Here is a 22,833-nt window from a genome sequence, read left to right as displayed (position 1 = left end):
ATCCCAGCATGCTCTTCCTGTACGGCTTCGCGCTGCTCGCGGGCATCGCCACCGCGATCGAACCGGGCCAGAACGCGGGCCTCGCCAAGTCCCTCGCGCGGCCGCTGCTCGCCGGCGTGGTGAGCCTCGTCGTCAGCGTCGCGGCGATCTGCGTCGCCATGCTGGTGACGGGGCAGTACGGGTGGCCGACGCTGGACCGCCTCGCGCAGGTGCCCTGGTGGGCGTGGCTCGGCGGCGTGATGAGCGCGGGCCTGACGATGGCGCAGCTCTCCGTCTCCGCGCGGATCGGGGCCGCCACCTTTCTCGGACTGATCGTGACGGCGGGCGTCGTCACGTCGATCCTGCTCGACCATTTCGGCCTCGTGGGCTTCAAGGTCCACGAGGCCGGCCTGTGGCGCATCCTCGGCGGCGCCCTGATGATCGGCGGCGTGGCGCTGGTCGCCCGGTTCTGAGGCCCGCCCCGGCGGATCAGATCGTCCAGCCGCCGTCGATCACGACGGCCTGGCCGGTCGTGTAGGTCGCGCCCGCGAGGTAGACGGCGAGGTCGGCGATCTCCTCAGGCGTGCCGAGCCGGCCGATCGGCTGGCGCGCGATGAAGGCCGCGCGGGTCTGCTCGTAGTCGCCCTGCTGGCGGATGCGCTCCTGCAGCGACGGGCTCTCCACCGTGCCGGGGCAGATGGCGTTGCAGCGGACGTTGTGGCCGACATAGTCGGCGGCCACCGCCTTGGTCAGGCCGATCACCGCCGCCTTCGTCACCCCGTAGGCGAAGCGGTTGGGCACGCCCTTCACCGAGGAGGCCACCGAGGCCATGTTGACGATGGCGCCGTCGCGGCGCTCCAGCATGCCGGGCAGGACCGCCCGGATCGTGCGGATCATCGCCTTGACGTTGAGGTCGAGGGCGAAGTCGAGCTCGTCGTCGCGCATCTCCAGGATGGTGCCGGCGTGGACGGTGCCGGCGCAGTTGAACAGGATGTCGACCGCGCCGATGCGCGCGACCAGGGCCCCGACCGCCTCCGCGTCCAGCACGTCGAGGGTCGCGGTGCTGAGGTTGTCGGCGCGCAGGTCGGCGAGGGCGTCCGCGTTGATGTCGGTGGCGTGGACCCGCGCCCCGGCGCGGGCGAAGGCGAGCGCGCTGGCGCGCCCGATCCCCTGACCCGCCGCCGTGACCAGGACCGTCTTTCCGGAAAGATCTGCCATTGCTCGCTCCAGCAGGCTGCGCGGCGCCGCGCGGGCGTCCGGACCGGGCCGCGCCCGGCGGGGCCGCCGATCAGGCCCGGTGGGCCCGGCCGAGCGGCCCATCCTTGTAGGTTCTGACCGCGCCGGGCTCCAGGCCCGATCGCGTCGGATCCGCGGCCGCTGTTCCGGCGTTCTCCCGGCGTCACCGTACCTAAGGAGGATCGCCGTGGGGCTCGCCGCCTTCGTCTTCTTCGTCGTCCCGTGGATGGCCGTCGCGATCTGGATGTCGATGCGGCCGTCCGGCGCGCGCCTCGGCACTCCGTCCGCCCCCTGGCGCCCGCTGACGGATTACCCGCCGCCGGCCCGGGACCAGCGGCAGGCCGGCGAGACGCGGAGCATGGAGTCGGGCTCCGCCCACGACGGCAAGCACGCGCCGATCGAGGCCGTCTAGAGCGCCCGCCGCCGGATCAACTACTGGCCCGGCGCGCGCGAGCGTGTCGGGAGAAGAGTTCCGCGCCGAGTCAGGCCTCCGCCTGCAGCAGGTGGAGGTTGAAATCTCCGCCGTCCCCCGTCCACAGGGCGCGGGGCTGCCAGCCGCTCTCGGCCGCGAGCGCCCGGAAGGCGTCCGCCGGGTACTTGTGCGACGTGTCGGTCCGGACGCTCTCCCCCGCCGCGAACGCGATGGTCCGGTCGCCCAGCCGGTAGCTCGCCGGCCGGGTCGCGACGAGGTGGGCCTCGACCCGCAGCGGGTCCGGGCAGATCCGCACGGCGTGCCGAAAATTGTCGCTGTCGAAATCGGCGCCGAGTTCCCGGTTCAGCCGCATCAGGATGTTGCGGTGGAACGCGGCCATGAGGCCGTCGGCGCGCCCGTAGGCGCGCTGCAGGCGATCCGGGTCGGCGGTGCCGTCCGCGCCGACGAGGAAGAGGCTCGGCCCGAGCGTGGCGCGCGCGCGCTCGAGGAACTGCCGGGCCCCGCGCGGGTCGAAGTTGCCGATGCTCGTTCCCGGATAGAAGCCCAGGATGCCCCCCGGCCCGGCACCTCGCGGCAGCTGGACCGGCTGCGAGTAGTCGGCGCAGACCGGGATCATCGGGATGCCGGGGTAATCGGCGGCGAGCCGCCGGATCGCGGCCTCCAGGTACGCCCCGGAGATGTCGATCGCCACGTAGGCCGCCGGTTCGGGCAGCGCGTCGAGGAGCGTGCGGATCTTGCGGCTCGCGCCGCTGCCGAACTCGACGACGGTCACCCCCGGCGTCACCCGGCGCGCCACGTCTGCGGCGACCTGCGGCAGGACGGTCATCTCCTGCGCGGTCGGGTAGTAGTCGGCGCTGTGGCAGATCCTGTCGAACAGGTCCGAGCCGGTCTCGTCCCAGAGATACTTTCCCGGCAGCGTCTTCGGCTCGGCGGAGAGGCCCGCGAGGGCGTCCCGGAGGAAGGTGTCGGTCGAGCTGTCGGTCGAGCTGTCGGTCATGCTGTCGGTCATGGCCGGGTCACCGGGCGCGTGGCGGTCAGGACGACGAGGGCGAGCCGCTCGACCGCGTCGTAGGCGGGCGTCGCGAGTTCCTCGCCGTACGCGTCCGGATCGAACTCGCGGTAGGTCCAGTCCAGCCCGGCCCAGCCGCAGAGGTCGGCCACGGCGTCGCGGAACGGGTCCGCCCCGTCGACGATGGCCGCGCCGGTGAACAGGACGAGGCTGCCGCCGGGCGCGAGCCGCCCGGCCGCCTGCTCGGCCACCGCGAGCGGAAGCCCGGCCCCGAGGGGGCCGCCGCCGTGCCGGTAGGCCCGTTCCGCCGTGTCGATCATGAAGGGCGGGTTGGACACGATGAGGTCGAACGGGCCCTCGACGTCGCGCAGCAGGTCGCTGCGGCGGACATCGACCCCGTCGGTCCCGGCGAGCCGGGCGTTGACGCGCGCCGCCCGCATGGCCGCCGGGTTGATGTCCACGAGCACCACCTCGGCGCCCGGTGCCCGCTTGGCGACGCAGATCCCGGCCGCACCCGAGCCGCAGCCGATATCGACCGCGCGCCGCACCGGCCGCGACCGCGCCTCGAGATGCGCGATCACCCCCGCGGCGAAGCGCATCGTGTCGGGACCGAAGAACACCGCGTCGGCCGCGCTCGGGGGATACGCGGAATGGGCGAACAGCTCGCCGTCGAGGCTGGAGACGCGCAGCGTCGGCCGCAGCAGCGGGCCGTCCTCGATCACGGCGCCGGCCGCCCGCATCAGGCGCAGGATCGGCTCCGGGACCAGGTCGGCGCGGAACGGCCGGCTCCAACCGAACACGTCGCGCAGGCTGCGCGCCTCGGCGTGCCGCGGCCGGGCGTTGACGTGGGCGTGGGTGGCCGGAGTCACGGTGGTGAAGGTGTAGCCGGTCTCGCGCAGGGCGCGCGCCAGCGCCAGCACCGCCTCCTCGTCCGCGGGAAACGGAGCGGCAGTCGAAACGGAACGCGTCATCGGTCGGCCCTCAGCTGTCCATCCGGTGCATCACGAAGGCGCACGACGCGCGACCGGCGGCGACCTGGCGGACGTCCCCGGTCGAACAGCACCGCGAAGCTCCGGAACAGGCCCGGCTGCGCGCGGTACCGACAGAGGAAGGCGAGCAGGGCCAGGTAGATGCGGGCGTCGTCCAGGCCCGATGAAGTCCCGGAACCGCGCGGCGACGGGATGGTGATCGTCATACGTGGGAAGCTGCATCGGAGCGTCGGTTCACACCACCGGTAGCCGGCGCGCGCACCCCCGCCCGACCGGCCGCGGTGTCGTCCCGACTCGAATGCCCGGAGAACCGGAAGCCGCAGGCGTTGTTCCCTGCGCAATACGCGCAGATCGGCCCCTGATCTATGTTAATCCCGGATTTCAAACATCTTGTTTTGGTTTAATACTCACATGATGTAGATCGACACACGGAATGACCGATGATCGGGCCCACCGACATGTGGGCACGGCTGGTCGCCGCGCGGGACCGCGGTGCGGCGGCGCGGACACGCTCGCCGGGTCGCGATCGTCGCCGGAGGCGGCGTTAACCATCCGATTACCGGGCGATCCTAGCGCGATCGACTGAAACGGCGCCCCCGCGCCGGCCGGTCGCGCACGATGAACGCCGCATCATTCCTGTATTCCTGGTCCGCCGCCGCCGCGACGCACCTCGATCTGTTCGGGTCGCTGGGCCTGATCCTGGGCTTTACTGCGGGGGTGATGCCGCGGCGCGCCTGGATCCTCGCGGCCTCGGCGGCCTGTGCCGCCTGCTTCGGCGCGCATTACCTGACGCTCGGGGCGCTCACCGGGACGGCGATGTGCGCCATCTCGGTGCTGCAGAGCCTCGTCTCCCTCCGCTGCGTCGGCGCGCCCGGCCGGGGCGGCTGGGTGCCGCCGGTCTTCGCCGCGAGCACCCTCGCGGCGGCGTGCCTGACGGCGGCCACGTGGAACGGCTGGCCGTCGGCCTGCGCGGCCGCGGGCTCGCTGCTCGCCACCGGCGCGCGGCTCCAGGCGGCGCCGCAGGCGATGCGCCAGCTCTTCCTCGGCGCCTCCCTGTGCTGGGCCGGGCACAATCTCCTGGTCGGCTCGGTCTTCGGACTGACCTGCGACGTGCTGACGATCCTCGGTCTCGCGATCGCGCTGCTGCGCGCCGCCCCGGTTCCGCCGATGGAGCCGGTCGCGCCCGACTGCGCGCGGGCGTGAGACGCCCCGGGCCTGCGGCGATGGATCCGGGAAACCCGCCGCGGCCCCGCCGTTGCACGGGAGCGGGCGCGTGACGTCCCGCGGCCGAGGAAGAGAGCGGGATTTGCCGGACGCGACCTATCCACCCCTCGACGTGCTCAAGCCGGTGGCCGAGGGCGTCTGGATCGTCGACAGCGGGCCGCTCCGCGCCCTCGGCATCCCCCTGCCCGTCCGGATGACCGTCGTCCGTCTCGGGGACGGATCGGTCTGGCTGCACTCCCCCACGCGCTACGACGCGGGCCTGCACCGCGCGATCGCCGCGCTCGGACCGATCCGCCACCTGGTCGCGCCCAACATCGCCCACTGGACCTTCCTGAAGGACTGGCAGGCGCAGTGTCCGGAGGCCCTGACCTGGGCAGCCCCCAACCTCCGCGAGCGTCGCCAGGTCCGCCGCGCCGGCCTGCGCGTCGACCGGGTTCTGGAGGATGCGCCGCCGCCCGACTGGGCGGCGGACCTGCGCCAGGTCGTCGTGCCGGGCGGGTTCGGCTTCCGGGAAGTCGCGTTCTTCCACGGCGCGAGCCGCACGCTGATCCTGACCGACCTCGTCCTCAACCTGGAGCCCGCGAAGATGCCGGCGCTGCTGCGTCCGCTCCTGCGCCTCGCCCGCATGACGCCGCCGCACGGCGAGCCGCCGCCCTACCTGCGCCTCGTGATCAGGCTCCGGCGGCGCGACGCCGCGCGGGCGGCCGCGGATCTCGTCGGCTTGGCGCCGGAACGGGTCGTGTTCGCGCACGGACTCTGGTTCGCCGCGGACGGTGCGGCCCGGCTGAGACGCTCGCTCCGCTGGCTCGGGACGCCATCCTGAGGATCGCCCCGAGGATCGCCCCGAGTTTCGCCGTCGCCGCCGTCAGGCCGCGGCGATCAGCTGCCGCATGATCCAGGCCCGGGCCGCCGGAAGGTCCGCGAACAGCGGCGGCGCGAGGGGATCGATCGGGCCGAACCCGGCTTCGAGGAACCACTTCCCGGCATCGGCCCCGTGCTGCGCCGAGAGACGGACCAGGACCGCGACCAGGAACCCGTCGGCGAAGACGAGCTGACTCTCGGCATCGTCGCTGCCGGTCGCGACCTGCACGGCCTGCAGGCTCAGGATCATGCGGCCATCGCCTTCACGACGCGAGCGGGTTGAGGGCGTGCGACCGGAGGCGATCGTCGCACTGCGGCGACGGCGCGGATCTCCGTGCCGGCACACTGATCAATCAGCCCTTCGCCCCGAAGTTCCGGCCTCGCGGCGGTCCGGAACACGGCCGGAACCGCCCGGTTGGCCAACCATGGACCGGTGGCCGCGCGGAGCAGGATCGCAGATGGATGACAGGCAGATGGCCCGCGGGCTGGCTTGGTTCGGGATCGGGCTCGGCCTCGCCGAGACCTTCGCGCCCCGGCGCGTCGCCGCCGCGACTGGCCTCGACGGCCACGAGGGCCTGATCCAGCTCTACGGCCTGCGCGAGATCGCCTCGGGCGCGGCGATCCTGGCTGCCGCCGAGCCGGAGCGGCATCTCGGCCTGCGGGTGGGCGGGGATCTCCTCGATGCCGGCCTGCTGGCGGCCCGCGCCACGCCCTCGAACCCGCGGCGCAACCGCACCCTGGCCGCGGCCCTGGCGGTGGCGCCCGTCGTCATGCTGGATGCCGCCATCTGGCTGAGAGCGCGCGACAGGCGCGGCCCATCTCCGGGCGATCCCGGCCGGAGGTCCGGCGCGATCGCGCGATGACCGTTACAAGGGTGGCGACGGGGGTGGCGACGGGGGTGTGGCGACGGGAGCGGTGCGCTCAGGGCTGTCCGGGCGCGTCCTTCGCCGGGTCTCCCCCAGAATCGTCCGCCTCGCCTTCCGCGGCGGGTTCGGTCCCCTCGATCGCGCGGGCGAGCTCGGTCAGCACCTCCTCCACCATCGGCGGCCAGGGGGCCCTCTCCTCATCCATCAGGCGGGCCGCGCCGACCAGCGCGGAGATCTGCGGCTCGTAGACCGGCCGGCCTACCAGCTGCGCGTAGCGCACGCGCGCCGCGAGCGCCGTGGCCAGGCGCTGAACCTCCGCGATCTTCGCGCTCGGCGCGCCGCTGCCGTCGCCGTTGCCCATCCGTCCACCCCCTCGGGATCCTCACCGATCCTCATAGGCCATGGCCGGGACACAGTCAGGACCGGCTACCAGGCTTCGAGAATCCGGCCGCCGACGAGCGCGACGACGACACCGACGAGCAGCGCCATGCCGATGTCCCGGAGCGGCGCGGTGATCAAGCCGGCCTCGGGAGCCGGCGGCGACACGTAGCGGGTCAGGCTCTCGGGCAGCGCCGGCGCCGGCGGCACGGGGGCCCTCCGCCGAAGGGCCAGGCGGATGCGGTGCATGGGCGTGATCCCCGGACGACCTCAGGCGGTCTCGACCTGGCGGGGCCCGGCGGCCGCCTGGGCCTTCCGCGCGGACGTCTTCGGGCGGACGAAATCGCCGAGGGGCTTGCAGGTCGGCAGGCCGATCACCTCGACCGACCGGGTCGCGGCCTGCGGCGCCGCATGGCGCGGAACGAGAACCTCCGTCCCGTCCGCACTCTCCGTCTGCCCTTCGCCGAGATCCGGCAGCTCGACGCGATGCCCGACCAGGTACGCCTCGATATCGATGAGGCGGTGGCGCAGCCGCCAGATATCGTTCTCGACGCCGTTGATCTGCACGAGGAGGTCGGAGACGGTGCCCTGACGCGCCGCGATCGCCGAGAGCACAGAGGCCCGCTCGTTCAGCAGCACGGCCTTGACGGTCGGGTTCATGACGTACGCCTCCGAATGTTACAGCACCACGATTCCCCAATTCGGAAGCGAAGACAGTTCTCAAAATGGCTTAGCCGTTACGCCCGAAGGTGAACGGCCGCATTCAGCCGCCGAACGACTCGCGCCGGGGTGCCGATCGCGCGCGAAGGCGGGAACTTCTCGCGCGCGCGTGCGTCAGTTTCGCACAGACCGACGCACGCAGTGCTGGGAGCTTCACATGCGCAGATCCGCGACTCTCGCCATGGCCGCCGCCCTGACCCTGGCCTCCGTCACCGCCTGGGCTGACCCGGTGAGCCAGACGGGCACCGGCGGCGGGCCCGCCACCACCGCCAAGGCGCCCCATACCGCCGCGACCGGCCAGACGGTGCCCAATCCCGGCGCCCTCGGCCCGAACGAGACCGGCAGCATCGAGCGCCGCGACGCCGTCGAGGAGCGCAACGACGCGATCACCCGCGGCATCTGCATCGGCTGCAACCGCTGATAGCGGCGGGCCGGCGGCTGCAGGGCGTCGGCAACACCGCGCGCCTACGGCGTCCCGGCCATGACCGCGATTCATGGCCGGGGTGCGGTGGCCGCGGCCGGGGGTTGAAGCCCCGGCCGCCCTGGCCCAAATCGGCGCGCCTCACCGACCATGAACAGGAGTGAACACGTGGCAAACGAGTCTGTCGAACAGGCGGCAGAGAAGACCTATTTCGGCCTGACCCTCTCGCAGCACGCGGACCGGATCCGGAAGCTCGCGACGGAGCGGGGCCTGACCGGGGAGACGTTCGACCGCGTGACCGCGCAGGCCGTGGCGATGATCCCGACCATCAAGGTGACCGACGCCGCCCAGCGGTGAGCCGGGCCGGGCCGATCATCGCTCGGCCCGCAGCCCCTTGAGCATGCGCCGGGCGATGGTCCGCACGGCCTCATCGTCCCGCGCCTCGCCCTCGACCGTATCCCACAGGTGGACGAGACTGCCCTCGAGTTCGTCCAGCAGCTCCGGGTTCTGCCGCGCCAGGAACCGCATCGTCCCGAACAGAAGGTGCTCGGTCGCCATCTCGCGCCGGCGCGCCTCGGTGACGAGATCCGGGTGCGGCTTGGATGTCTGATCGCTCATGGCCGGCCAACGGTCCGCGCGGGCCGCGGTTCGCCGGGCCGTGCGCGGTGCGACGCCGCGGACGGCACCGAGCCTCGACGACGCACGCGACCGGGAACAGCGCCGGACCGACACGGTTTGCCGGTCAGGAACGAGCGTCCGGAGAGGGCTGACGATGGCCGAGGCGGATCCGCGCAAACCCGGGGACGAGGCCCCGCCCGGCACGCCGGGCACCGGCGAGAACCTGTGCCGGACCTGTGGCGGCACCGGCAAGGTCGCCGACGCGCAGTGCTCCGATTGCCGGGGCAGCGGCACGGTGACGACCGGCATCGGCGGCGCCTGACGCCGTATTACCCGGCACGATCGGCGCGGAGACCGCGACGCGCTCAGCGCCGCAGCGCGCCGAGCCACGCGGTGAGCGGCTCCACGAACGCCGCCCAGGTCCGTGACCACACCGTGCCGGTGCGGGCGTCCGCCGGGCGCGCGCCGGACATCAGGGCCGCCACCAGGGCATCCTCGCGGGCCTTGCACTCGTCGAGGGCGTTGCGCTCGTCGCCGGCGCGGCTCTGCCCCGTCGGCTGATGCCCCGTGGCGTCCCGCAGGCAGCGGTGCCACGCGCGCTCCAGCTCGGCCGGATCGGTGGCTCCGGCGGCCGGCCCCGCAACCGCAGGTCCGGTGGTCAGGAGGAGCATCGCGGACAAGCTGAGCACCGGCATGCGCATGCTCGCTCTATGCCCGATTCGTGCCCCCGAGAGATAGAACGTAGCAGCAACAGTGGCCACGGCTCGGCACGGCTGGGCTCGGCCGCCGGTCAGCCGGCCCGGCCGTGCCTGGCCACCCGGCAGCCGTGATCCATCAGGTATTCGGCACTGGCCTCAGGCTCCCGATAGGCGAGCAGGATCATCCCGCCCCGCGGATCCCCGGGATCGGCCTCCACCGCCGCGAAGCTCGCGTCGTGCAGGTGGCCCTGCCAGCCCGGCACGCGGGCCAGAGCGGCGAACGGGTTGAACGCCGCGACCGCGTCCGCCGGGACCCGCATGGCGAGGTAGGACACCTCCGCCAGCGGCACCGGGAACGGGGCCCAGCTGTCGCCGACGGCGTCGCCGTGGGCCTTCAGGGCCGCCGTGACGCTCCGGCGCATACAGTCGAGGTGGATGTGCAGCTGATCCTGGCTGCGGCCGCCCACGGAATTCACCTCCAGGCCTACCGCGGAGGGCGGCAGGCGGCCCTGCAGCGCGTCCGACACGTAGTGCCGGGCCGCGAGCGCCGCCCGCCAGTAGGCCGCTCCCAGCGGTCCCTGGAGCACGGGCGCCTCGATGCCCGAGACGCTGTCGGTGGGCATCACCACCGTGTGGGTGGGCTGGCCCGGCGCCCGCAGCACCGCCGTTCCCGGGCGCGCCGCGTCGCCGAGATCGACCGCGAGGCAGGGAAAGCTCCGGCCCGCGGCCTTCTTGGCGAGCACGCAGCCCTGCAGCGCCACCCAGAGCACGTCCCGCACCGGATTGGCCGCGATGGCGGCCGGCATCACCGAGAAGGCGAGAAGGGTCGCGACGACCAGAGTACCACGCATGATCAGATGTTCCGGTCCCCGCCCGACGTTATGATACGTCGGGCGGCGCGCCATCGTTGTACGCGGCCGCCGTCGCCGCGAGGTTACGTTTCCGCGATGCTGAGATCGAACGCGCAGTGGCACGGCCTGATACGGGTCGCGGCCTGGATCCTGGTGGTGCTGATCGCCGCGATCACGCTGGTGCCGATCGGCCTCCGCCCGGTGGTCACGGCCAATCCCAGCTACGAGCGCGTCGCGGCCTACGCTCTGGCCGGGCTGCTCATGACGGTGGCCTACCCGCGGCACTGGCTCTGGATCCTGGCGGGCAGCGTCGTCCTGGCCGGCGGCCTGGAAGCCGGCCAGACCCTCACCGGGACCCGCCACGGCCGGTTCGACGATTTCCTGATCAAGGCCGCCGCCGGGCTCGTCGGCGCCCTGGCCGGCCGCCCGCTCGCGATCCTGGCCGACCGCGCGCTTGCCGGCGGCACCGCGGCCGGCACCACCCTGGCCGGCCGCGATCTGGGCGACCGCACCTGCGGCTGAGCCGTGTCCGCCGTCGCGCCCATGCCGCCGGCGCATGGCCGCGGCGCCGGTCCGGTGCCGGACGACGGGCCGCGCGCGGAAACCGCCGAGCTTGACCCGCGTTGCTTTGAAGGGGCTCTCACGCGAGGTGCTGCATGTTCGGCGCGGCCAAGCTCACGGGACGGTTCTGGTTCCGCAAGACGTGGACGGGCAAGCTGGTCCTGCTCGTCGAGGAAGAGAGGCCGCGGTGGTTCAGCCGCACCGGCCTCACCAAGCTCCGCTGGCGCGACGCCCGCCTGCTCGATCTGGCCGAGGCGCCGATGCGCACCCTGATGACCCTCGAGCGCAGCTACCGCGCCGACTACGCGGCCGGGCCCGCGCGGGTCCTGCAGGCCGTCATCCCGCCCGGGACGCGCGGCGCGATCGCCACGCCGATCGGGACCGCGGCCAACGCCTGAGCGTCGCCGCGGCGCGAGGGCGCGGGCCGAGCATAGAGGGGCAGGGCTCGGCCCGCCTGTCGTTCGGCTTCTTACCCCCAAAGCCGGAGCGACCCTGTCAGTGACCACGGTCAGGGTTAACGCTTTGTGAAGAGCCCCGCCCGGTCCGGCCGGTCGGCTGCGGCCGGAGGCGCCCGAGGATCCGGCAGTCGGGGTGCCGGCGGGTGAAAGATCCGGCGCGAAATGCGCCACTGATCTATGTTGGTATTCGCCACTCCATTCGGTAGATAACAGGCATAATGGGTTATCTTCGTGCAGATAAGGACTTGACTGTCGAGAAGCGAATGCACGTTCATGGATCACTCACACGTGAGAGGCGCCCATGGAAGATAGCAATCCTGCACCGCATCAGGACCCGATCGATTTCGTCGAGCTGACCGCCGATATTGTTTCGGCTTATGTCGCCAACAACTCCGTTCCGGTTCCCGACCTACCGTCGCTGCTGTCCGGCGTCCACGCCGCGCTGGCCGGTCTCGGGCACACGACGGTCACGTCGGAGCCCGAATTCAAGAAGGCGACGCCCGCGCAGATCAAGAAGTCGATCACGCCCGACGCCCTGATCAGCTTCATCGACGGCAAGCCGTACAAGACGCTCAAGCGGCATCTCACCGGCAACGGCATGACGATCGAGCAGTACCGGCAGCGCTACGGGCTGCCGCCGGACTACCCGACGACCGCGTCCAACTACTCGGCGATGCGCGCCGAGTTCGCCCGCAACGCCGGCCTCGGCCACAAGCGCCGCGGCCCGGCCGCCAAGCGGAGCGAGCCCGCGGAGACCGTCGCGGCGGAGGCCGGCGCCGGCACGAAGGCTCCCAAGGGCCGCAAGACCCGGAAGGCCGCCGCGGAGGCGTGAGGCCCCCGGCCGCGTGCACCGGCGCGCACTGCCGGCGCCCCGCGCGCCAGGACCTGAGATGACGGGACCGGGTACGGCCTCGCCGGACCCACCCGTCACCTCCCGGCCGGTCCCGGACCGGCGCGCGTCGGAACGACCCCTGCGGCCAGCCGTTGGGCCGGTTGAACGCCCGACCGCGCGACGGAGCCACGCTTGACCCGATCGATCCCCGCCCTCGTCCTCGCCGCCGCCACGCTGGCCGCCCTTCCGGCCGCGGCCCGGGCGCAGGATCGGCCCGGCCCCGGGGCGGCGCCACCGGCCGAGACCGCGCCGAAGCCGGCGGCCGACACGAAGGATCCGGGCAAGACCGCGACGGAGGCCGTCACCCACCCGTCCGCCGTGCCGCCGACGGAGGGCGCGGTCGGCACCGGCAAGCCCCCGGCCACGGGCGACGCCCCGACGACCGGCCGGTAGAGTCCGCCCCCGCACCCCCAACCCTGTCCGCCCGCCGCCACCCCCGGCCGGCGGCCGCATCCCCGTCGCGGCCGAGCCTCGTCCCGGCCGCGCATCGGCCCTGTCGGGCGAGGTGAGCCGGATCATGCGTCCAGACCGGGCCGTTCACGCCGGCCGCGCGCCCATCGTCCGCGCTCGAAACCCGGCACGTCCCTGGTGGCGCCTGCTGCGCCGGCACAGCACCGGCATCGCCGCGCCGGACCCGCGTCTCTGGGCCCTGACCCTGGCGATCGTCGCGGTCGACGCCGTCTGGATGGCCGCGTCCGGCATCGCCGCCGCGCCCCTGGGCTTCGCGCTCGCGGGCCTCGCCGTCCTCGTCCTGCTGAGCGCCGCCGCCTGCCTGAGCACGGTGAAGTCCGACCCGCCCCTGCGCGGCATGGCCCTGGCGAGCGCGTTCCTCATCGCCTTCACGGTGCCGGTGGCGGTCCTGCACTTCCTCGCCGCCGGGATCGGGCTGCCCTTCATCGATCCCGCGCTGGCCCGCATCGAGGCCGCCCTCGGCTTCGACTGGACCGGTCACGTGGCGTTCCTGGCGCGGCACCCGACGCTGTCGTGGTGGCTGGCGCTCGCCTACCATTCGAGCGGCCCGCAGGTCGGGCTCGTGGTGATCGCGCTGAGCGCGACCCGCCGCCTCGGCCGGCTCTGGACCTACATCCGGCTGTTTTCCGCGACGCTGCTGTGCGTGATCGTCCTCGCCGCCCTGCTGCCAGCCCTCGGCCCCTACGCCCACTACGCCCCGCGGGTCGTCCCGTCCGAGCCCCTGGAGACGGTCGGCGCGCTCTGGCACTTGGAGCCGGTGGCGCGGCTGCGGGCCGGCAGCCTGCACACGCTGGCGCTCGGCGACCTGCGCGGCCTCGCGACCTTCCCATCCTTCCACGTGTGCCTCGCGGTCCTCACGGCCTGGGCGCTGGCGCCGGTGCCGCTCCTCGGCTCCCTGGCCGTCCTGCTGAACGCCGCCGTGATCGTCGCGACCGTCGGGTCGGGCGGTCATTACCTGCCGGACGTGCTGGCGGGCGGTCTCCTGGCCCTCGCGGCCCTGGCCTGCCGCGCCCGGCGGCGCGGGTCGACGGCCGATCCCGCCGCGCGCGATCCCGCCACCCGGAGGATCGAGGCGCTCGAAGCGATCCGGCCCGCCGACGCCTGAGAACGGGTCGGGCCGCGAACATTTTCCCGCTCGGTGGATGGGCCAGGGAGCGGGGAAGGCGCGACGATGACCCGGACGCGGTGGACGATCCGCGGTTCCGTCACCGCCGCGCGGCTCCGGTCGATGTCCGAGACGCCCACGGGCGCCGACGGCACCGCCCGATCCAGCAGCCCGACGGCCCCGCTTGCCCCCCGACCCCGCGCTCCATAGATCCCGACGATGACGGCACTCCCCTTCGACAACAGCTACGCCCGCCTGCCGGAGCGCTTCTACGCCCGCCGGCCGCCGACGCCCGTGGCGGCGCCGCGCCTCGTCCGGCTGAACCGCGCGCTCGCCGAGGAGCTCGGCCTCGATCCGGACTGGCTCGCCGGCCCGGACGGCGTCGCGGCGCTCGCGGGGAACGCCGTCCCGGACGGCGCCGACCCGATCGCCGCGGCCTATGCCGGGCACCAGTTCGGCCAGTTCGTGCCCCAGCTCGGCGACGGCCGCGCGGTCCTGCTCGGCGAGGTCGTCGACCGGAACGGGCGCCGCCGCGACATCCAGCTGAAGGGCGCGGGCCCGACGCCGTTCTCCCGGCGGGGCGACGGGCGGGCAGCGCTCGGCCCGGTCCTGCGCGAGTACCTCGTCAGCGAGGCCATGGCGGCGCTCGGCATCCCGACCACCCGGGCCCTCGCCGCCGTGACGACCGGCGAGCCGGTGGTGCGCGAGACGCTCCTGCCGGGCGCGGTCCTCACGCGCGTGGCGGCGAGCCACATCCGGGTCGGCACCTTCCAGTTCTTCGCGGCGCGGGGCGACGTCGAGGGCCTGCGGGCGCTCTCCGACCACGTCGTCGCCCGGCACCATCCGGACGCGGCCGGGGCCGGCAATCCCTACCGGGCGCTGCTGGAGGGCGTCGTCGCGGCCCAGGCGGCCCTCGTCGCCCGCTGGTTGCACGTCGGCTTCGTCCACGGGGTGATGAACACCGACAACATGTCGGTCGCGGGCGAGACGATCGATTACGGGCCCTGCGCGTTCCTCGACGCCTACGATCCCCGGACGGTCTACAGCTCCATCGACCGCAACGGCCGCTACGCCTACGGCCAGCAGCCGCGGATCGCGCTTTGGAACCTGACCCGCCTCGCCGAGACCCTGCTGCCGCTCCTCGCCGAGGGCGAGGACGCCGCCGTCGCCGAGGCCGAAGCGGCGCTGGCCACCTTCGCGCCGCGCTTCGAGGCGGCCTATCACGGCGGCCTCGCCCGCAAGCTCGGCCTCGCCGAGACCCGCGACGGCGACGCCGAGCTGGCGGGCGACCTCCTCAAGGGCATGGCCGAGAACCAGGCCGACTTCACCCTGACGTTCCGCCGGCTCTGCGACGCGGCGGCGCGGCCTGAGGCCGACGCCGCCGTGCGCGACCTGTTCGTCGACCCGACGCGCTACGATGCCTGGGCGGCCGCGTGGCGCGCGCGGCTGGCGCAGGAGGCACGCGACCCGGTCGAGACCGCCGCCGCGATGCGCCGGGAGAACCCGGCCTTCATCCCGCGCAACCACCGGGTCGAGGCGATGATCGAGGCCGCCGTGGAGCGGGACGACTTCGCGCCGTTCGCGACGCTCCTCGCCGTCCTGGCCCGCCCCTACGACGACCAGCCGGACCACGCCGCCTTCGCGGAGGCGCCCGCGGGCGGCGGCGTCGGCTACCGGACCTTCTGCGGCACCTGAGCCCGCGCGCCGCCGGTCAGGACCGCGGCCACGTGAAGATCTCGCGCAGCCCGCCCGCGTGGCGAAACCAGTGGACGCGGGTCGCTGGATTGAAACCGTGATCCTGGTACGAAGTGGCGATCACCGACACGAGAGTCTCGGCCGCCGAGCGGTCGCGAATGTCGTAGGCCAGAAGTTTGGGAGTACCGTCGGTCTCGCGGGTGAGATCGCGAACCAGAATCGAATACGACATATCCCCCCTCCTTTCGACACAAAGCATGTACTCAAGATTATATCGTCAAAGCCAGGATCGTTCGCGGAAGGATCGTGTAAAGGTTAAACAACGTTAACGGGAATGTGTTGATTTGATACGGCCCCGGTTGGACTCGCCGGGCGCGCAGGTCTTCGCGGGGGTCGCGCGGCCCGCGACGCCGGATCGGTCCGGTGCGGGAGACGCGGCTGTCGACCGGGTTCGGGCACCGAATCACGCCGCGGCGCCGGCCCGAGAGCCGTGCCCAATCGTGTCGCAGCGGTCTCGACGGACGACGATTCGGGCGGAGTCAGTCGCGCCATTCCCCTCTCCCGTGCGGCACAGGCTCGGTGCGCCTCCGCCTCAACTTGACCGGGACCGGCCCTAGATGTCGGAAAGCGGGCGCCCGACCGGACCGACGGGGCGCAGGGCAGAGCCGGAGGCCATGGTGAAGCGGATCCGGGCGGGGCTCGTCGCGGCAGGGCTCGCGCTGCTGACAGCCCAGTGCGCGCCCACGCCCGGCGCGCCGGCGGCCGGGATCGTCGTCGCCTCCAAGCTCGACACGGAGGGCGGGGTGCTCGGGAACATCATCCTGCAGGCGCTCCAGGCCCGAGGCCTGCCGACCGTCGACAAGATCCAGCTCGGCGCCACCGCGATCGTCCGCCAGGCCCTGATCGAGGGGCAGATCGACATCTATCCCGAATACACCGGCAACGCGGCGTTCTTCTTCGGGAAGGCCGATCTCCCGGTCTGGAAGGACCCGGAGGCGGCCTACCGCACGGCCCGGGACCTGGATCGCGCGGCCAACGACCTCGTCTGGCTGACGCCCGCCTCGGCCAACAACACCTGGGCGATCGCGGTGCGCGAGGAGGTCGCGCGGGCCGCGGGCCTGAGGACCATGAGCGACTTCGGCCGCTACGTGGCGGGCGGCGGCGCGATCAAGCTCGCCGCCTCGTCGGAATTCGTGACCAGCCCGGGGGCGCTGCCGGCCTTCGGCCGGGCCTACGGCTTCACCCTCCGGCCGGACCAGCTCGTCATCCTGGCCGGCGGCGACACGGCCGCGACGATCGCGGCGGCGGCGCGGGGCACCTCCGGCACGAACGCCGCCATGGTGTTCGGCACCGACGGCAGCATGGCGGTCGCGCGCCTCGTCATGCTGGACGACGACAAGGGCGTCCAGCCAGTCTACCAGCCGGCGCCGGTGGTCCGCGGCGCGGTCCTCAAGGCCCATCCGGAGATCGCCGCGGTGCTGGACCCGATCTTCCGCAAGCTCGATCTGGCCACGCTCCGGGATCTCAACGGCCGGGTCCAGATCGGCGGCGAGCCGGCCTCTGCGGTCGCGGCGGACTTCCTCCGGCAAAACGGGTTCGTGCGGTGAGCCGGCCGCGCGGACAGCGCGGCGCGACGCGCCCTCACCGGCGGAGCCGTCCGCGGCCCGCGGGATCCCGCGTCGACAAGCCGGGGCTCCGCCGGCAAGGATGCGCGGCGGGGCGCCCGAGAGCGTCGCGACGCCGGTGACCCGCCTCATGAGACCCGCCGCATTTCCGTCCATCGTCGCGCCCCCGGGCGCCGCCGCAGCGTGAGGATGGGGGAATCCCTCGCGACCGGGCGGTTTCGCCCGGGCGTCGATCCGCTGGGCGCGGCCTTCGCGGCCGTCCTGGCACTGAGCCTGCTCGCCCTGCCGCTGATGACGACCCGGCCGAACCGGATCGCGGCCGGCACCGCGCTGACGGCGTGGTCGGCGCTCCCTCCCGGCGCGGCGCTCCTCCTCGGGGGCGTCGTCGCCCTCGCGCTGCCGCCGCTGGTCCTGCGGTCGGCGCCGATCCTGCGGCTGGCTGCCGCCGCCGCGGTCCTGCTGCTGCTCGGCCTCGCGGCCGGCTGGGCGGCCGATCACCTGACCGCGCCGGGCGACCGGTACGGCCGGGTCTCGCCGGACGCGGGCTGGTGGCTCGCCTCCGGGACGGCGGCCCTCGCGGCCGGCGACGGGCTGGCGCGGCTGCGGCCGGGGCCGGTCCTGCGGATCGCCGCGCTCGCCCTGCTGGTCGCCGCGACGGGGCTCGCCCTGCGCACCGGCTTCTGGGACAACCTCTCGGTCCTGCGGGAATATGCCGGCCGCTCCGACACGTTCGGCCGGGAGCTGCGGACCCACGCCGCCCTCGCCCTCGCATCGGTGGCGGCCGCCGCCCTGGTCGGGATCCCGGCGGCCGTGCTGGCGCGCCCGGTCCAGCCCCTGCGGGCGGGCCTGCTCACGAGCCTCAACGTCGTGCAGACCGTCCCGTCCATGGCGCTGTTCGGCATGCTGATCGCGCCCCTGGCCTGGATCGGCCGGGAGGTGCCGGGCGCGGCCGCCCTCGGCATCGCGGGGATCGGCGCCGCGCCGGCCTTCGTGGCGCTGTTCGCCTACGCGCTCCTGCCCGTGGCCGCCGCGACCGTCGCGGGCCTCGACGCGGTGCCCCGGCCGGTGCGCGACGCCGCCCGGGGCGTCGGCATGACCGCGCGCCAGCGGCTGTTCCAGGTCGACCTGCCCCTCGCCCTGCCGGCGATCCTGACCGGGATCCGGATCGTCCTCGTCCAGAATATCGGCCTCGCGGTGATCGCGGGTCTCGTGGGCGGCGGCGGCCTCGGCGTGTTCGTCTTCCAGGGCATCAGCCAGAACGCGGGCGACCTCGTCCTGCTCGGCGCGCTGCCGACCGTCGCCATGGCGACCGGCGCCGCGGTGCTGCTCGACGCCGTCATCGACCTGAGCCGCGGCCGCGCGGCGGAGCGGATCCCATGATCGACCTCGCCGGGGTGAGCCGCGTCTTCGAGGGGCGCACGGTGGTGGCGGACGTCACCCTGCGGGTCGAGACCGGGACGATCCTGACGGTGGTCGGCACCTCGGGATCGGGCAAGACCACCCTGCTGCGCATGATCAACCGCCTGATCGAGCCGAGCGCCGGGACGATCCGGATCGCGGGCCGGGACGTCCGGGAGGTGCCGCCGCACCTGCTGCGGCGCGGGATCGGCTACGCCATCCAAGGCCACGGGCTGTTCCCCCACCGCACGGTCGCGGAGAACATCGCGGTGGTGCCGAGGCTCGTCGGCTGGGACCGCCGGCGGATCGCCGCGCGGGTCGACGAGCTCCTCGGCCTGTTCAACCTCGATCCGGCGATCTACCGGGACCGCCTGCCGGCGGCGCTCTCCGGCGGCGAGCAGCAGCGGATCGGCGTCGCCCGCGCGCTCGCGGCCGAGCCGCCGATCCTGCTCATGGACGAGCCCTTCGGCGCCCTCGATCCGATCATCCGCGGGCGGGCGCAGGCGGACCTTCTGGCGATCCAGGCGCGCTACGGCACCACGATCGTGCTGGTGACCCACGACATGACCGAGGCCCTGCATCTCGGCGACCGGGTCGCCGTGATGGATGGCGGGCGCCTCGTGCAGGAGGCCGCGCCGGCAGACCTCGTCGGCGCGCCCGCCACCGCCTTCGTCGGCGCCCTCCTCGGCAGCGGCGACCGGGCCTTCCAGCTCATGGCCCTGCGCGCCGTGGACGATCTGATCGAGCCCGGCCCGGCGCCGGGCCCGCCCATCCCGGCCGGGACCACGGTGCGGGCCGCCCTCGCCGAGAGCCTGTGGTCCCGGCGCCCGGCGCTGCCGGTCAGCCGCGACGGCGTCGTCCTGGGCCGGGTGACGCGGGAGGCCCTCGAGGCGCGGGGCGCCCGGCCGTGATCCGCGCCCCGCAGATCGCCCGGGCCGCGCTCCTCGCCCTGCTCGGGGCGTTCCTGGTCGCTCCGGGGTGGTTCGCGCCCCTGTTCCGGCCCTTCGCCCCCGGCGACACGCCGCCGATCTACGCCCAGACGCCGCTGCTGACGCTCGCTGTCAACCACCTCCTGCTCGTCGCCACCGCGACCGTGACCGCGGCCGCGATCGCCCTCGGCCTCGCGGTCGCGGCCACGCGGCCGGCCAGCCGCGACGTGCTGCCCTTCGCCCGGTCAGTGGCCCGAATCGGGCAGACCTTCCCGCCCGTCGCGGTCCTGGCCCTGGCCGTGCCGATCCTCGGGTTCGGCGCGGTCCCGACCCTGATCGCCCTCGTCCTCTACGGGCTCCTGCCGATCTTCGAGACCGCGCTCACCGGGCTCGAGGATCTCGACCCGGCGCTGATGGAGGCCGCCCGCGGCATGGGTCTGACCGACCGGCAGCGACTCGTCCGCGTCGAGCTGCCCCTGGCGCTGCCCATGATCCTGTCGGGGATCCGCCTCGCCGCGATCATCGGGCTGGCGACGGCGACCATCGGCTCCACGGTCGCCGCCAGCACCCTCGGCGAGGTGATCATCTCCGGCCTGCTGACCGGCAACACCGCCTACGTCCTGCAGGGCGGCCTCGTCGTGTCCGCGCTGGCGCTCCTGATCGACGGCGGTTTCCGCCGACTCGAGCGCGGCGCGGCACGCCGGGCTGGATTTCCTTCCTAGAGGCGACTAGAAGGCCAGCGGGGCCGTACGCGCGGCCCTGGGGCGTGGAACCCCCTGTCTGATGGTCGGTGCCGACCACAACGGCACCCGTATCCTTGGCCACACGGTCGGGGAGCCTGCGGCGTATGTCCAGGCGTTCCGGCGCTAAAGGTCGTAGGGACCGTTCAGACACGGTTTTCCAACTCCCCGACTCGGGATGGTCGAAGGCTCGCTCGCGGGGGCGCACCGCGAGCCAGGGCCCGCCGGGAGGATGGGCCATGGGTTCCAGCGATCCCGAGACGCGCAGGCGGCAGCTCGACCGGCTGCGCGCGGCCTACGAGGCCCGCGCGGGCCGGCCGGACCTCACGGCCATCGGCAGCGGTGCGCGGCACTCGCGGGTGCTCCTGGGACGGATCCTCGTGGTGCTCGGCGGCCTGCCGGACGGGGCCGGGCTGCCGGCGATCGGTCCGGGCGGGAACGGACGCGCCCAGACGTAGCCGCGCGGGTCGCGGCGCCGGACGGCCGGCGAGACGCGCGGCCGCGGCGGCCTGACCGGCACGGAGGCTGGCGCGAAACCGGATCGACGGATCCGGTGCGACGGGACAGGCGGATCGACCGGCGATAAGACGCTGCCCATGACGTCGCCCATGACGCCCGCCGACCGGGACCGGTTCGAGAAGTGCCTCGCGCTCGCCGATCAGGGGGCCACGGCGGGCGAGCGCGCGGCCGCCCGGGCGGCCGCCGAGCGCATCGCCCGGGGTGCCGGGCTGACCCTCGCGGCGGCGGCCGAGGCGCTCCGGCGGAGCGGGCAGGCCTCCGCCGATCGGGCGGCCCGCCCGCCCCCGCCCCGGCGGTCCTATCCCTGGGCGCAACCCAAGGAACCGGTGATACCCGTCACGGTCGAGGAATTGCTGCGCCAGAAGGCCGAGACGGAGGCGTGGCGCAAGCGCAGCGCGGCCGCCGCCGACCGCCGCCGGAAGCGGGAGCGCGCCGACCAGGAGGCCTACGTGGCGGAGCAGCGCGCCCGGCAGGCGGAGCGCGACCGGGACTGGGCGCGCACCCGCGCGGATCCCCCGGGGGCGCCGGAGGACGGGACCTGAGCGCCGGTCGGCCGGCTCAGCGGTGACGCCGCGGTGGCGCGCTCCGGTGCGCCCGCGCCCTGCGGTGCCGCGGCGCGACCCGCGGCGGCGCCGGCGGCTCCGCGGCGGCGACCGGGGGCCCGGGCGCGACGCCGTCACGGGCGGCGACGATCCGGCGGGCTTCCTCGACGCTCATGTCGCAGGCGCTCGTCATGCCCTGCAGGGCGCCCAGGGCGCGGTTGTACTCGGGAAGGTTGATGCATCCGGGGACGCCCCACGCCCAGGCGGGGACCGGCGCGGAGCCCGCCACCGCCAGCGCGAGGGCGGCAAGACCGTTCCTGAGCGACACGGATCCCTCTCCTCTCCACCGAGACCCGGATCCCGCCCCCTGAGGCAGCACGCCCCTCCGGGGGGCGGGTTCACGGACGCCCGATCAGGCCCCGCCGCACATGTGCTGGGAGTCGGGCAAAGTCCAGGAATCCAGCGTGCGCAGGTTGGTCGTCGTGTACATCTTGCCGCGATCGTCGCCCTTGGGGCAGCCCGTCGGCAGAAGTACGAGGCAGGTCATGACCCGGTCGCCGACCCGCGACCGCGCGACCGCTTCGACATACGCGTAGGAGACGCCGTAGACGCCGTTCTTGAGATCGACGCTCGTCCCGTCGCCGATCCCGTCGCCCTTCGCCTTCACGAGCGTGTCGCTGAACCGGGTCCCGATCCGCGCGATGGTGGTCGCCGCACAGGTGCCGACCCGCGTCGGCACCTGCGCCTCGGCGGCGGACGCGAACCCGAGACCGGCGACCACCAGGGCGCCGGCCAGGATCGGTCCGGGGGCAGCCACCATCAGGCGGCTTCGAGGAGGAAGTTGGCCCGGCGGAACATCAATTCGCGCCGGTAGAAGTAGACGCCGCGGTGCCGCATCGCCGCGTGCGCCGCGTCCACGTCGAATCCGTACGGCCTGTCCCGGGTCGTATCGATGCAGCCGACATACATCCATCGGACGCCGTCGATGAGCGACGGGATGGGCTGGTCCTGTCGGACGGCGCAGAACTGCTCCCCGTCCGAGGCCGAGACGAAAATGTAGAAGGTCTTCCGCGCGCACATCCGAACCTCCATGGGACTCGGGGGTGTAACCGCAACGCCACGGTCAAGCTATAAACCGACCCTGGAAGAATAGTCAAGCTTCTGCCACATTTTCGTCACGTGTGGGACAGACCACCCCCGCCGCACGCCTCACAGGCAGCCGACCCGCCGCAGGGCACCGATCAGCTTCCGGCCGACGCGGTAGCCGTTGAGGGATTCCGACCCGAGGATGCGGACGGTCTCGGCCGACGCGGTGCGATCGTACAGGAACACCTGAAAATCGGACCGCCCCTGCCCGACGGGGCCGCTGCTGACCTGGCCGCAGAACGCCACGGCGGACTCCGCCTCGGCGGGGATAGGTCGGATCTTGCGGAATCTCACGAGGCCCGCGTCCGGGAAGGCCGCGGCGACCCGCGCCCGCATCTCGGCCTCCAGATCGTCGGCGCCCTGCCCGTGGGCGAACGGCGCCGCGAGCATGCCTCCGAGGAGCGCCGCCAGCATCGCGCGTCCCCATCCCGCCCCAGGCACGGTGCGGGACTTCCGGACCCTCGACCTC

Annotated in this window: 35 protein-coding genes and 1 pseudogene; 20 read left to right on the top strand and 16 right to left on the bottom strand. The window is 73.7% G+C overall.

Going from position 1 to position 22,833, the window contains the following annotated elements; all coding sequences use genetic code 11:
* Positions 1 to 8 precede the first annotated feature (8 nt).
* A complete protein-coding gene (locus tag C4T42_RS01400) occupies positions 9 to 452 on the top strand; it encodes a DMT family transporter (protein ID WP_020090969.1) in 444 nt (147 codons plus the stop codon).
* A gap of 16 nt (positions 453 to 468) precedes the next feature.
* On the opposite strand, the gene C4T42_RS01395 is transcribed toward C4T42_RS01400, so the two are convergent.
* Positions 469 to 1,197, bottom strand: coding sequence for an SDR family oxidoreductase (locus tag C4T42_RS01395; RefSeq protein WP_020090970.1), 729 nt, complete (start codon positions 1,195 to 1,197; stop codon positions 469 to 471).
* 205 nt (positions 1,198 to 1,402) lie between these two features.
* On the opposite strand from C4T42_RS01395, the gene C4T42_RS01390 reads away from it, so the two are divergent.
* Complete coding sequence (locus C4T42_RS01390; RefSeq protein WP_020090971.1) at positions 1,403 to 1,627, top strand: hypothetical protein; 225 nt, start codon at positions 1,403 to 1,405, stop codon at positions 1,625 to 1,627.
* 70 nt (positions 1,628 to 1,697) lie between these two features.
* Here the strand turns inward: C4T42_RS01390 and egtD are convergent, their stop codons facing one another.
* From egtD to C4T42_RS01375, 3 genes and pseudogenes are all read right to left on the bottom strand, one after another.
* Positions 1,698 to 2,657 (bottom strand): L-histidine N(alpha)-methyltransferase, encoded by a 960-nt coding sequence (gene egtD, locus C4T42_RS01385; RefSeq protein ID WP_020090972.1) that lies wholly within the window; start codon positions 2,655 to 2,657, stop codon positions 1,698 to 1,700.
* Complete coding sequence (locus C4T42_RS01380; protein WP_026604593.1) at positions 2,654 to 3,628, bottom strand: methyltransferase; 975 nt, start codon at positions 3,626 to 3,628, stop codon at positions 2,654 to 2,656. The genes egtD and C4T42_RS01380 overlap by 4 nt, the downstream gene beginning before the upstream one ends.
* An 80-nt stretch (positions 3,629 to 3,708) precedes the next feature.
* Positions 3,709 to 3,868: pseudogene (locus tag C4T42_RS01375) on the bottom strand (YqcI/YcgG family protein); the annotation flags it as partial.
* 396 nt (positions 3,869 to 4,264) lie between these two features.
* Between C4T42_RS01375 and C4T42_RS01370 the strand changes: the two are divergent.
* Positions 4,265 to 4,849: a YgjV family protein gene (locus C4T42_RS01370; protein WP_020090974.1), complete on the top strand. Its 585-nt coding sequence runs from the start codon at positions 4,265 to 4,267 to the stop codon at positions 4,847 to 4,849.
* A 103-nt stretch (positions 4,850 to 4,952) separates the two neighbouring features.
* The gene (locus tag C4T42_RS01365) at positions 4,953 to 5,693 is read left to right on the top strand and encodes a DUF4336 domain-containing protein (protein WP_020090975.1); all 741 of its coding nucleotides are present in this window, start codon (positions 4,953 to 4,955) and stop codon (positions 5,691 to 5,693) included.
* 42 nt (positions 5,694 to 5,735) lie between these two features.
* Here the strand turns inward: C4T42_RS01365 and C4T42_RS01360 are convergent, their stop codons facing one another.
* The gene (locus C4T42_RS01360) at positions 5,736 to 5,981 is read right to left on the bottom strand and encodes a hypothetical protein (protein ID WP_020090976.1); all 246 of its coding nucleotides are present in this window, start codon (positions 5,979 to 5,981) and stop codon (positions 5,736 to 5,738) included.
* 208 nt (positions 5,982 to 6,189) lie between these two features.
* On the opposite strand from C4T42_RS01360, the gene C4T42_RS01355 reads away from it, so the two are divergent.
* A complete protein-coding gene (locus C4T42_RS01355) occupies positions 6,190 to 6,594 on the top strand; it encodes a hypothetical protein (protein ID WP_020090977.1) in 405 nt (134 codons plus the stop codon).
* A gap of 58 nt (positions 6,595 to 6,652) precedes the next feature.
* On the opposite strand, the gene C4T42_RS01350 is transcribed toward C4T42_RS01355, so the two are convergent.
* From C4T42_RS01350 to C4T42_RS01340, 3 genes are all read right to left on the bottom strand, one after another.
* Positions 6,653 to 6,958, bottom strand: a complete 306-nt coding sequence (locus C4T42_RS01350) for a hypothetical protein (RefSeq protein WP_020090978.1) — start codon at positions 6,956 to 6,958, stop codon at positions 6,653 to 6,655.
* A 65-nt stretch (positions 6,959 to 7,023) separates the two neighbouring features.
* Positions 7,024 to 7,224: a hypothetical protein gene (locus tag C4T42_RS01345; RefSeq protein WP_020090979.1), complete on the bottom strand. Its 201-nt coding sequence runs from the start codon at positions 7,222 to 7,224 to the stop codon at positions 7,024 to 7,026.
* Positions 7,225 to 7,245: 21 nt separating this feature from the next.
* Positions 7,246 to 7,635, bottom strand: coding sequence for a hypothetical protein (locus C4T42_RS01340; RefSeq protein WP_020090980.1), 390 nt, complete (start codon positions 7,633 to 7,635; stop codon positions 7,246 to 7,248).
* A 217-nt stretch (positions 7,636 to 7,852) separates the two neighbouring features.
* On the opposite strand from C4T42_RS01340, the gene C4T42_RS01335 reads away from it, so the two are divergent.
* The gene (locus C4T42_RS01335) at positions 7,853 to 8,116 is read left to right on the top strand and encodes a hypothetical protein (protein WP_026604594.1); all 264 of its coding nucleotides are present in this window, start codon (positions 7,853 to 7,855) and stop codon (positions 8,114 to 8,116) included.
* Between the two features lie 168 nt (positions 8,117 to 8,284).
* On the top strand, positions 8,285 to 8,473 hold the full coding sequence (locus C4T42_RS01330) for a hypothetical protein (protein ID WP_020090982.1): 189 nt from the start codon (positions 8,285 to 8,287) through the stop codon (positions 8,471 to 8,473).
* Between the two features lie 15 nt (positions 8,474 to 8,488).
* On the opposite strand, the gene C4T42_RS01325 is transcribed toward C4T42_RS01330, so the two are convergent.
* Positions 8,489 to 8,734, bottom strand: a complete 246-nt coding sequence (locus C4T42_RS01325) for a hypothetical protein (protein ID WP_181049133.1) — start codon at positions 8,732 to 8,734, stop codon at positions 8,489 to 8,491.
* Between the two features lie 154 nt (positions 8,735 to 8,888).
* On the opposite strand from C4T42_RS01325, the gene C4T42_RS31825 reads away from it, so the two are divergent.
* Positions 8,889 to 9,056, top strand: coding sequence for a hypothetical protein (locus C4T42_RS31825; RefSeq protein ID WP_020090984.1), 168 nt, complete (start codon positions 8,889 to 8,891; stop codon positions 9,054 to 9,056).
* Positions 9,057 to 9,099: 43 nt separating this feature from the next.
* Here the strand turns inward: C4T42_RS31825 and C4T42_RS01320 are convergent, their stop codons facing one another.
* Positions 9,100 to 9,429, bottom strand: a complete 330-nt coding sequence (locus C4T42_RS01320; protein ID WP_244491794.1) for a hypothetical protein — start codon at positions 9,427 to 9,429, stop codon at positions 9,100 to 9,102.
* Between the two features lie 95 nt (positions 9,430 to 9,524).
* Complete coding sequence (locus C4T42_RS01315; protein ID WP_020090986.1) at positions 9,525 to 10,283, bottom strand: CDP-diacylglycerol diphosphatase; 759 nt, start codon at positions 10,281 to 10,283, stop codon at positions 9,525 to 9,527.
* Between the two features lie 96 nt (positions 10,284 to 10,379).
* Here C4T42_RS01315 and C4T42_RS01310 point away from each other — a divergent pair, with 96 nt between their 5' ends.
* From C4T42_RS01310 to C4T42_RS01285, 6 genes are all read left to right on the top strand, one after another.
* Entirely contained in the window at positions 10,380 to 10,805 is a 426-nt protein-coding gene (locus tag C4T42_RS01310) for a hypothetical protein (protein ID WP_103984619.1), read from the top strand.
* Between the two features lie 134 nt (positions 10,806 to 10,939).
* A complete protein-coding gene (locus C4T42_RS01305) occupies positions 10,940 to 11,242 on the top strand; it encodes a hypothetical protein (protein WP_020090988.1) in 303 nt (100 codons plus the stop codon).
* Between the two features lie 361 nt (positions 11,243 to 11,603).
* Entirely contained in the window at positions 11,604 to 12,134 is a 531-nt protein-coding gene (locus C4T42_RS01300; protein WP_091977889.1) for a MucR family transcriptional regulator, read from the top strand.
* A gap of 192 nt (positions 12,135 to 12,326) precedes the next feature.
* The gene (locus C4T42_RS01295) at positions 12,327 to 12,587 is read left to right on the top strand and encodes a hypothetical protein (protein ID WP_020090990.1); all 261 of its coding nucleotides are present in this window, start codon (positions 12,327 to 12,329) and stop codon (positions 12,585 to 12,587) included.
* A 124-nt stretch (positions 12,588 to 12,711) separates the two neighbouring features.
* A complete protein-coding gene (locus C4T42_RS01290) occupies positions 12,712 to 13,770 on the top strand; it encodes a phosphatase PAP2 family protein (RefSeq protein ID WP_103984618.1) in 1,059 nt (352 codons plus the stop codon).
* Positions 13,771 to 13,989: 219 nt separating this feature from the next.
* Entirely contained in the window at positions 13,990 to 15,465 is a 1,476-nt protein-coding gene (locus C4T42_RS01285) for a protein adenylyltransferase SelO family protein (RefSeq protein ID WP_020090992.1), read from the top strand.
* Between the two features lie 16 nt (positions 15,466 to 15,481).
* On the opposite strand, the gene C4T42_RS01280 is transcribed toward C4T42_RS01285, so the two are convergent.
* A complete protein-coding gene (locus C4T42_RS01280; RefSeq protein ID WP_026604595.1) occupies positions 15,482 to 15,697 on the bottom strand; it encodes a hypothetical protein in 216 nt (71 codons plus the stop codon).
* A gap of 442 nt (positions 15,698 to 16,139) precedes the next feature.
* Here C4T42_RS01280 and C4T42_RS01275 point away from each other — a divergent pair, with 442 nt between their 5' ends.
* The 6 genes from C4T42_RS01275 to C4T42_RS01250 all read left to right on the top strand — a co-directional run bounded on the left by C4T42_RS01275 (position 16,140) and on the right by C4T42_RS01250 (position 21,218).
* Positions 16,140 to 17,072, top strand: coding sequence for an ABC transporter substrate-binding protein (locus C4T42_RS01275; RefSeq protein WP_020090994.1), 933 nt, complete (start codon positions 16,140 to 16,142; stop codon positions 17,070 to 17,072).
* 207 nt (positions 17,073 to 17,279) lie between these two features.
* Positions 17,280 to 18,470: an ABC transporter permease gene (locus tag C4T42_RS01270; protein WP_103984617.1), complete on the top strand. Its 1,191-nt coding sequence runs from the start codon at positions 17,280 to 17,282 to the stop codon at positions 18,468 to 18,470.
* Entirely contained in the window at positions 18,467 to 19,399 is a 933-nt protein-coding gene (locus C4T42_RS01265; protein ID WP_020090996.1) for an ABC transporter ATP-binding protein, read from the top strand. The genes C4T42_RS01270 and C4T42_RS01265 overlap by 4 nt, the downstream gene beginning before the upstream one ends.
* On the top strand, positions 19,399 to 20,139 hold the full coding sequence (locus C4T42_RS01260; RefSeq protein ID WP_103984695.1) for an ABC transporter permease: 741 nt from the start codon (positions 19,399 to 19,401) through the stop codon (positions 20,137 to 20,139). The genes C4T42_RS01265 and C4T42_RS01260 overlap by 1 nt, the downstream gene beginning before the upstream one ends.
* Before the next feature lie 257 nt (positions 20,140 to 20,396).
* Complete coding sequence (locus C4T42_RS01255; protein WP_020090998.1) at positions 20,397 to 20,615, top strand: hypothetical protein; 219 nt, start codon at positions 20,397 to 20,399, stop codon at positions 20,613 to 20,615.
* Positions 20,616 to 20,753: 138 nt separating this feature from the next.
* Positions 20,754 to 21,218: a hypothetical protein gene (locus tag C4T42_RS01250; RefSeq protein WP_244603153.1), complete on the top strand. Its 465-nt coding sequence runs from the start codon at positions 20,754 to 20,756 to the stop codon at positions 21,216 to 21,218.
* 16 nt (positions 21,219 to 21,234) lie between these two features.
* On the opposite strand, the gene C4T42_RS01245 is transcribed toward C4T42_RS01250, so the two are convergent.
* The 4 genes from C4T42_RS01245 to C4T42_RS01230 form a co-directional block, all read right to left on the bottom strand.
* The gene (locus tag C4T42_RS01245) at positions 21,235 to 21,546 is read right to left on the bottom strand and encodes a hypothetical protein (protein WP_244603152.1); all 312 of its coding nucleotides are present in this window, start codon (positions 21,544 to 21,546) and stop codon (positions 21,235 to 21,237) included.
* Between the two features lie 84 nt (positions 21,547 to 21,630).
* Positions 21,631 to 22,038 (bottom strand): hypothetical protein, encoded by a 408-nt coding sequence (locus tag C4T42_RS01240; protein ID WP_103984615.1) that lies wholly within the window; start codon positions 22,036 to 22,038, stop codon positions 21,631 to 21,633.
* The gene (locus tag C4T42_RS01235) at positions 22,038 to 22,298 is read right to left on the bottom strand and encodes a hypothetical protein (RefSeq protein WP_091977897.1); all 261 of its coding nucleotides are present in this window, start codon (positions 22,296 to 22,298) and stop codon (positions 22,038 to 22,040) included. Before C4T42_RS01235 ends, C4T42_RS01240 begins: the two co-directional genes overlap by 1 nt.
* Before the next feature lie 129 nt (positions 22,299 to 22,427).
* Positions 22,428 to 22,778, bottom strand: coding sequence for a hypothetical protein (locus C4T42_RS01230; RefSeq protein WP_020091003.1), 351 nt, complete (start codon positions 22,776 to 22,778; stop codon positions 22,428 to 22,430).
* Positions 22,779 to 22,833 lie beyond the last annotated feature (55 nt).

This window comes from Methylobacterium sp. 190mf (assembly GCF_900107945.1).
Taxonomy (GTDB): Bacteria; Pseudomonadota; Alphaproteobacteria; order Rhizobiales; family Beijerinckiaceae; genus Methylobacterium.
This window is presented reverse-complemented; position numbering and strand designations above follow the sequence as displayed.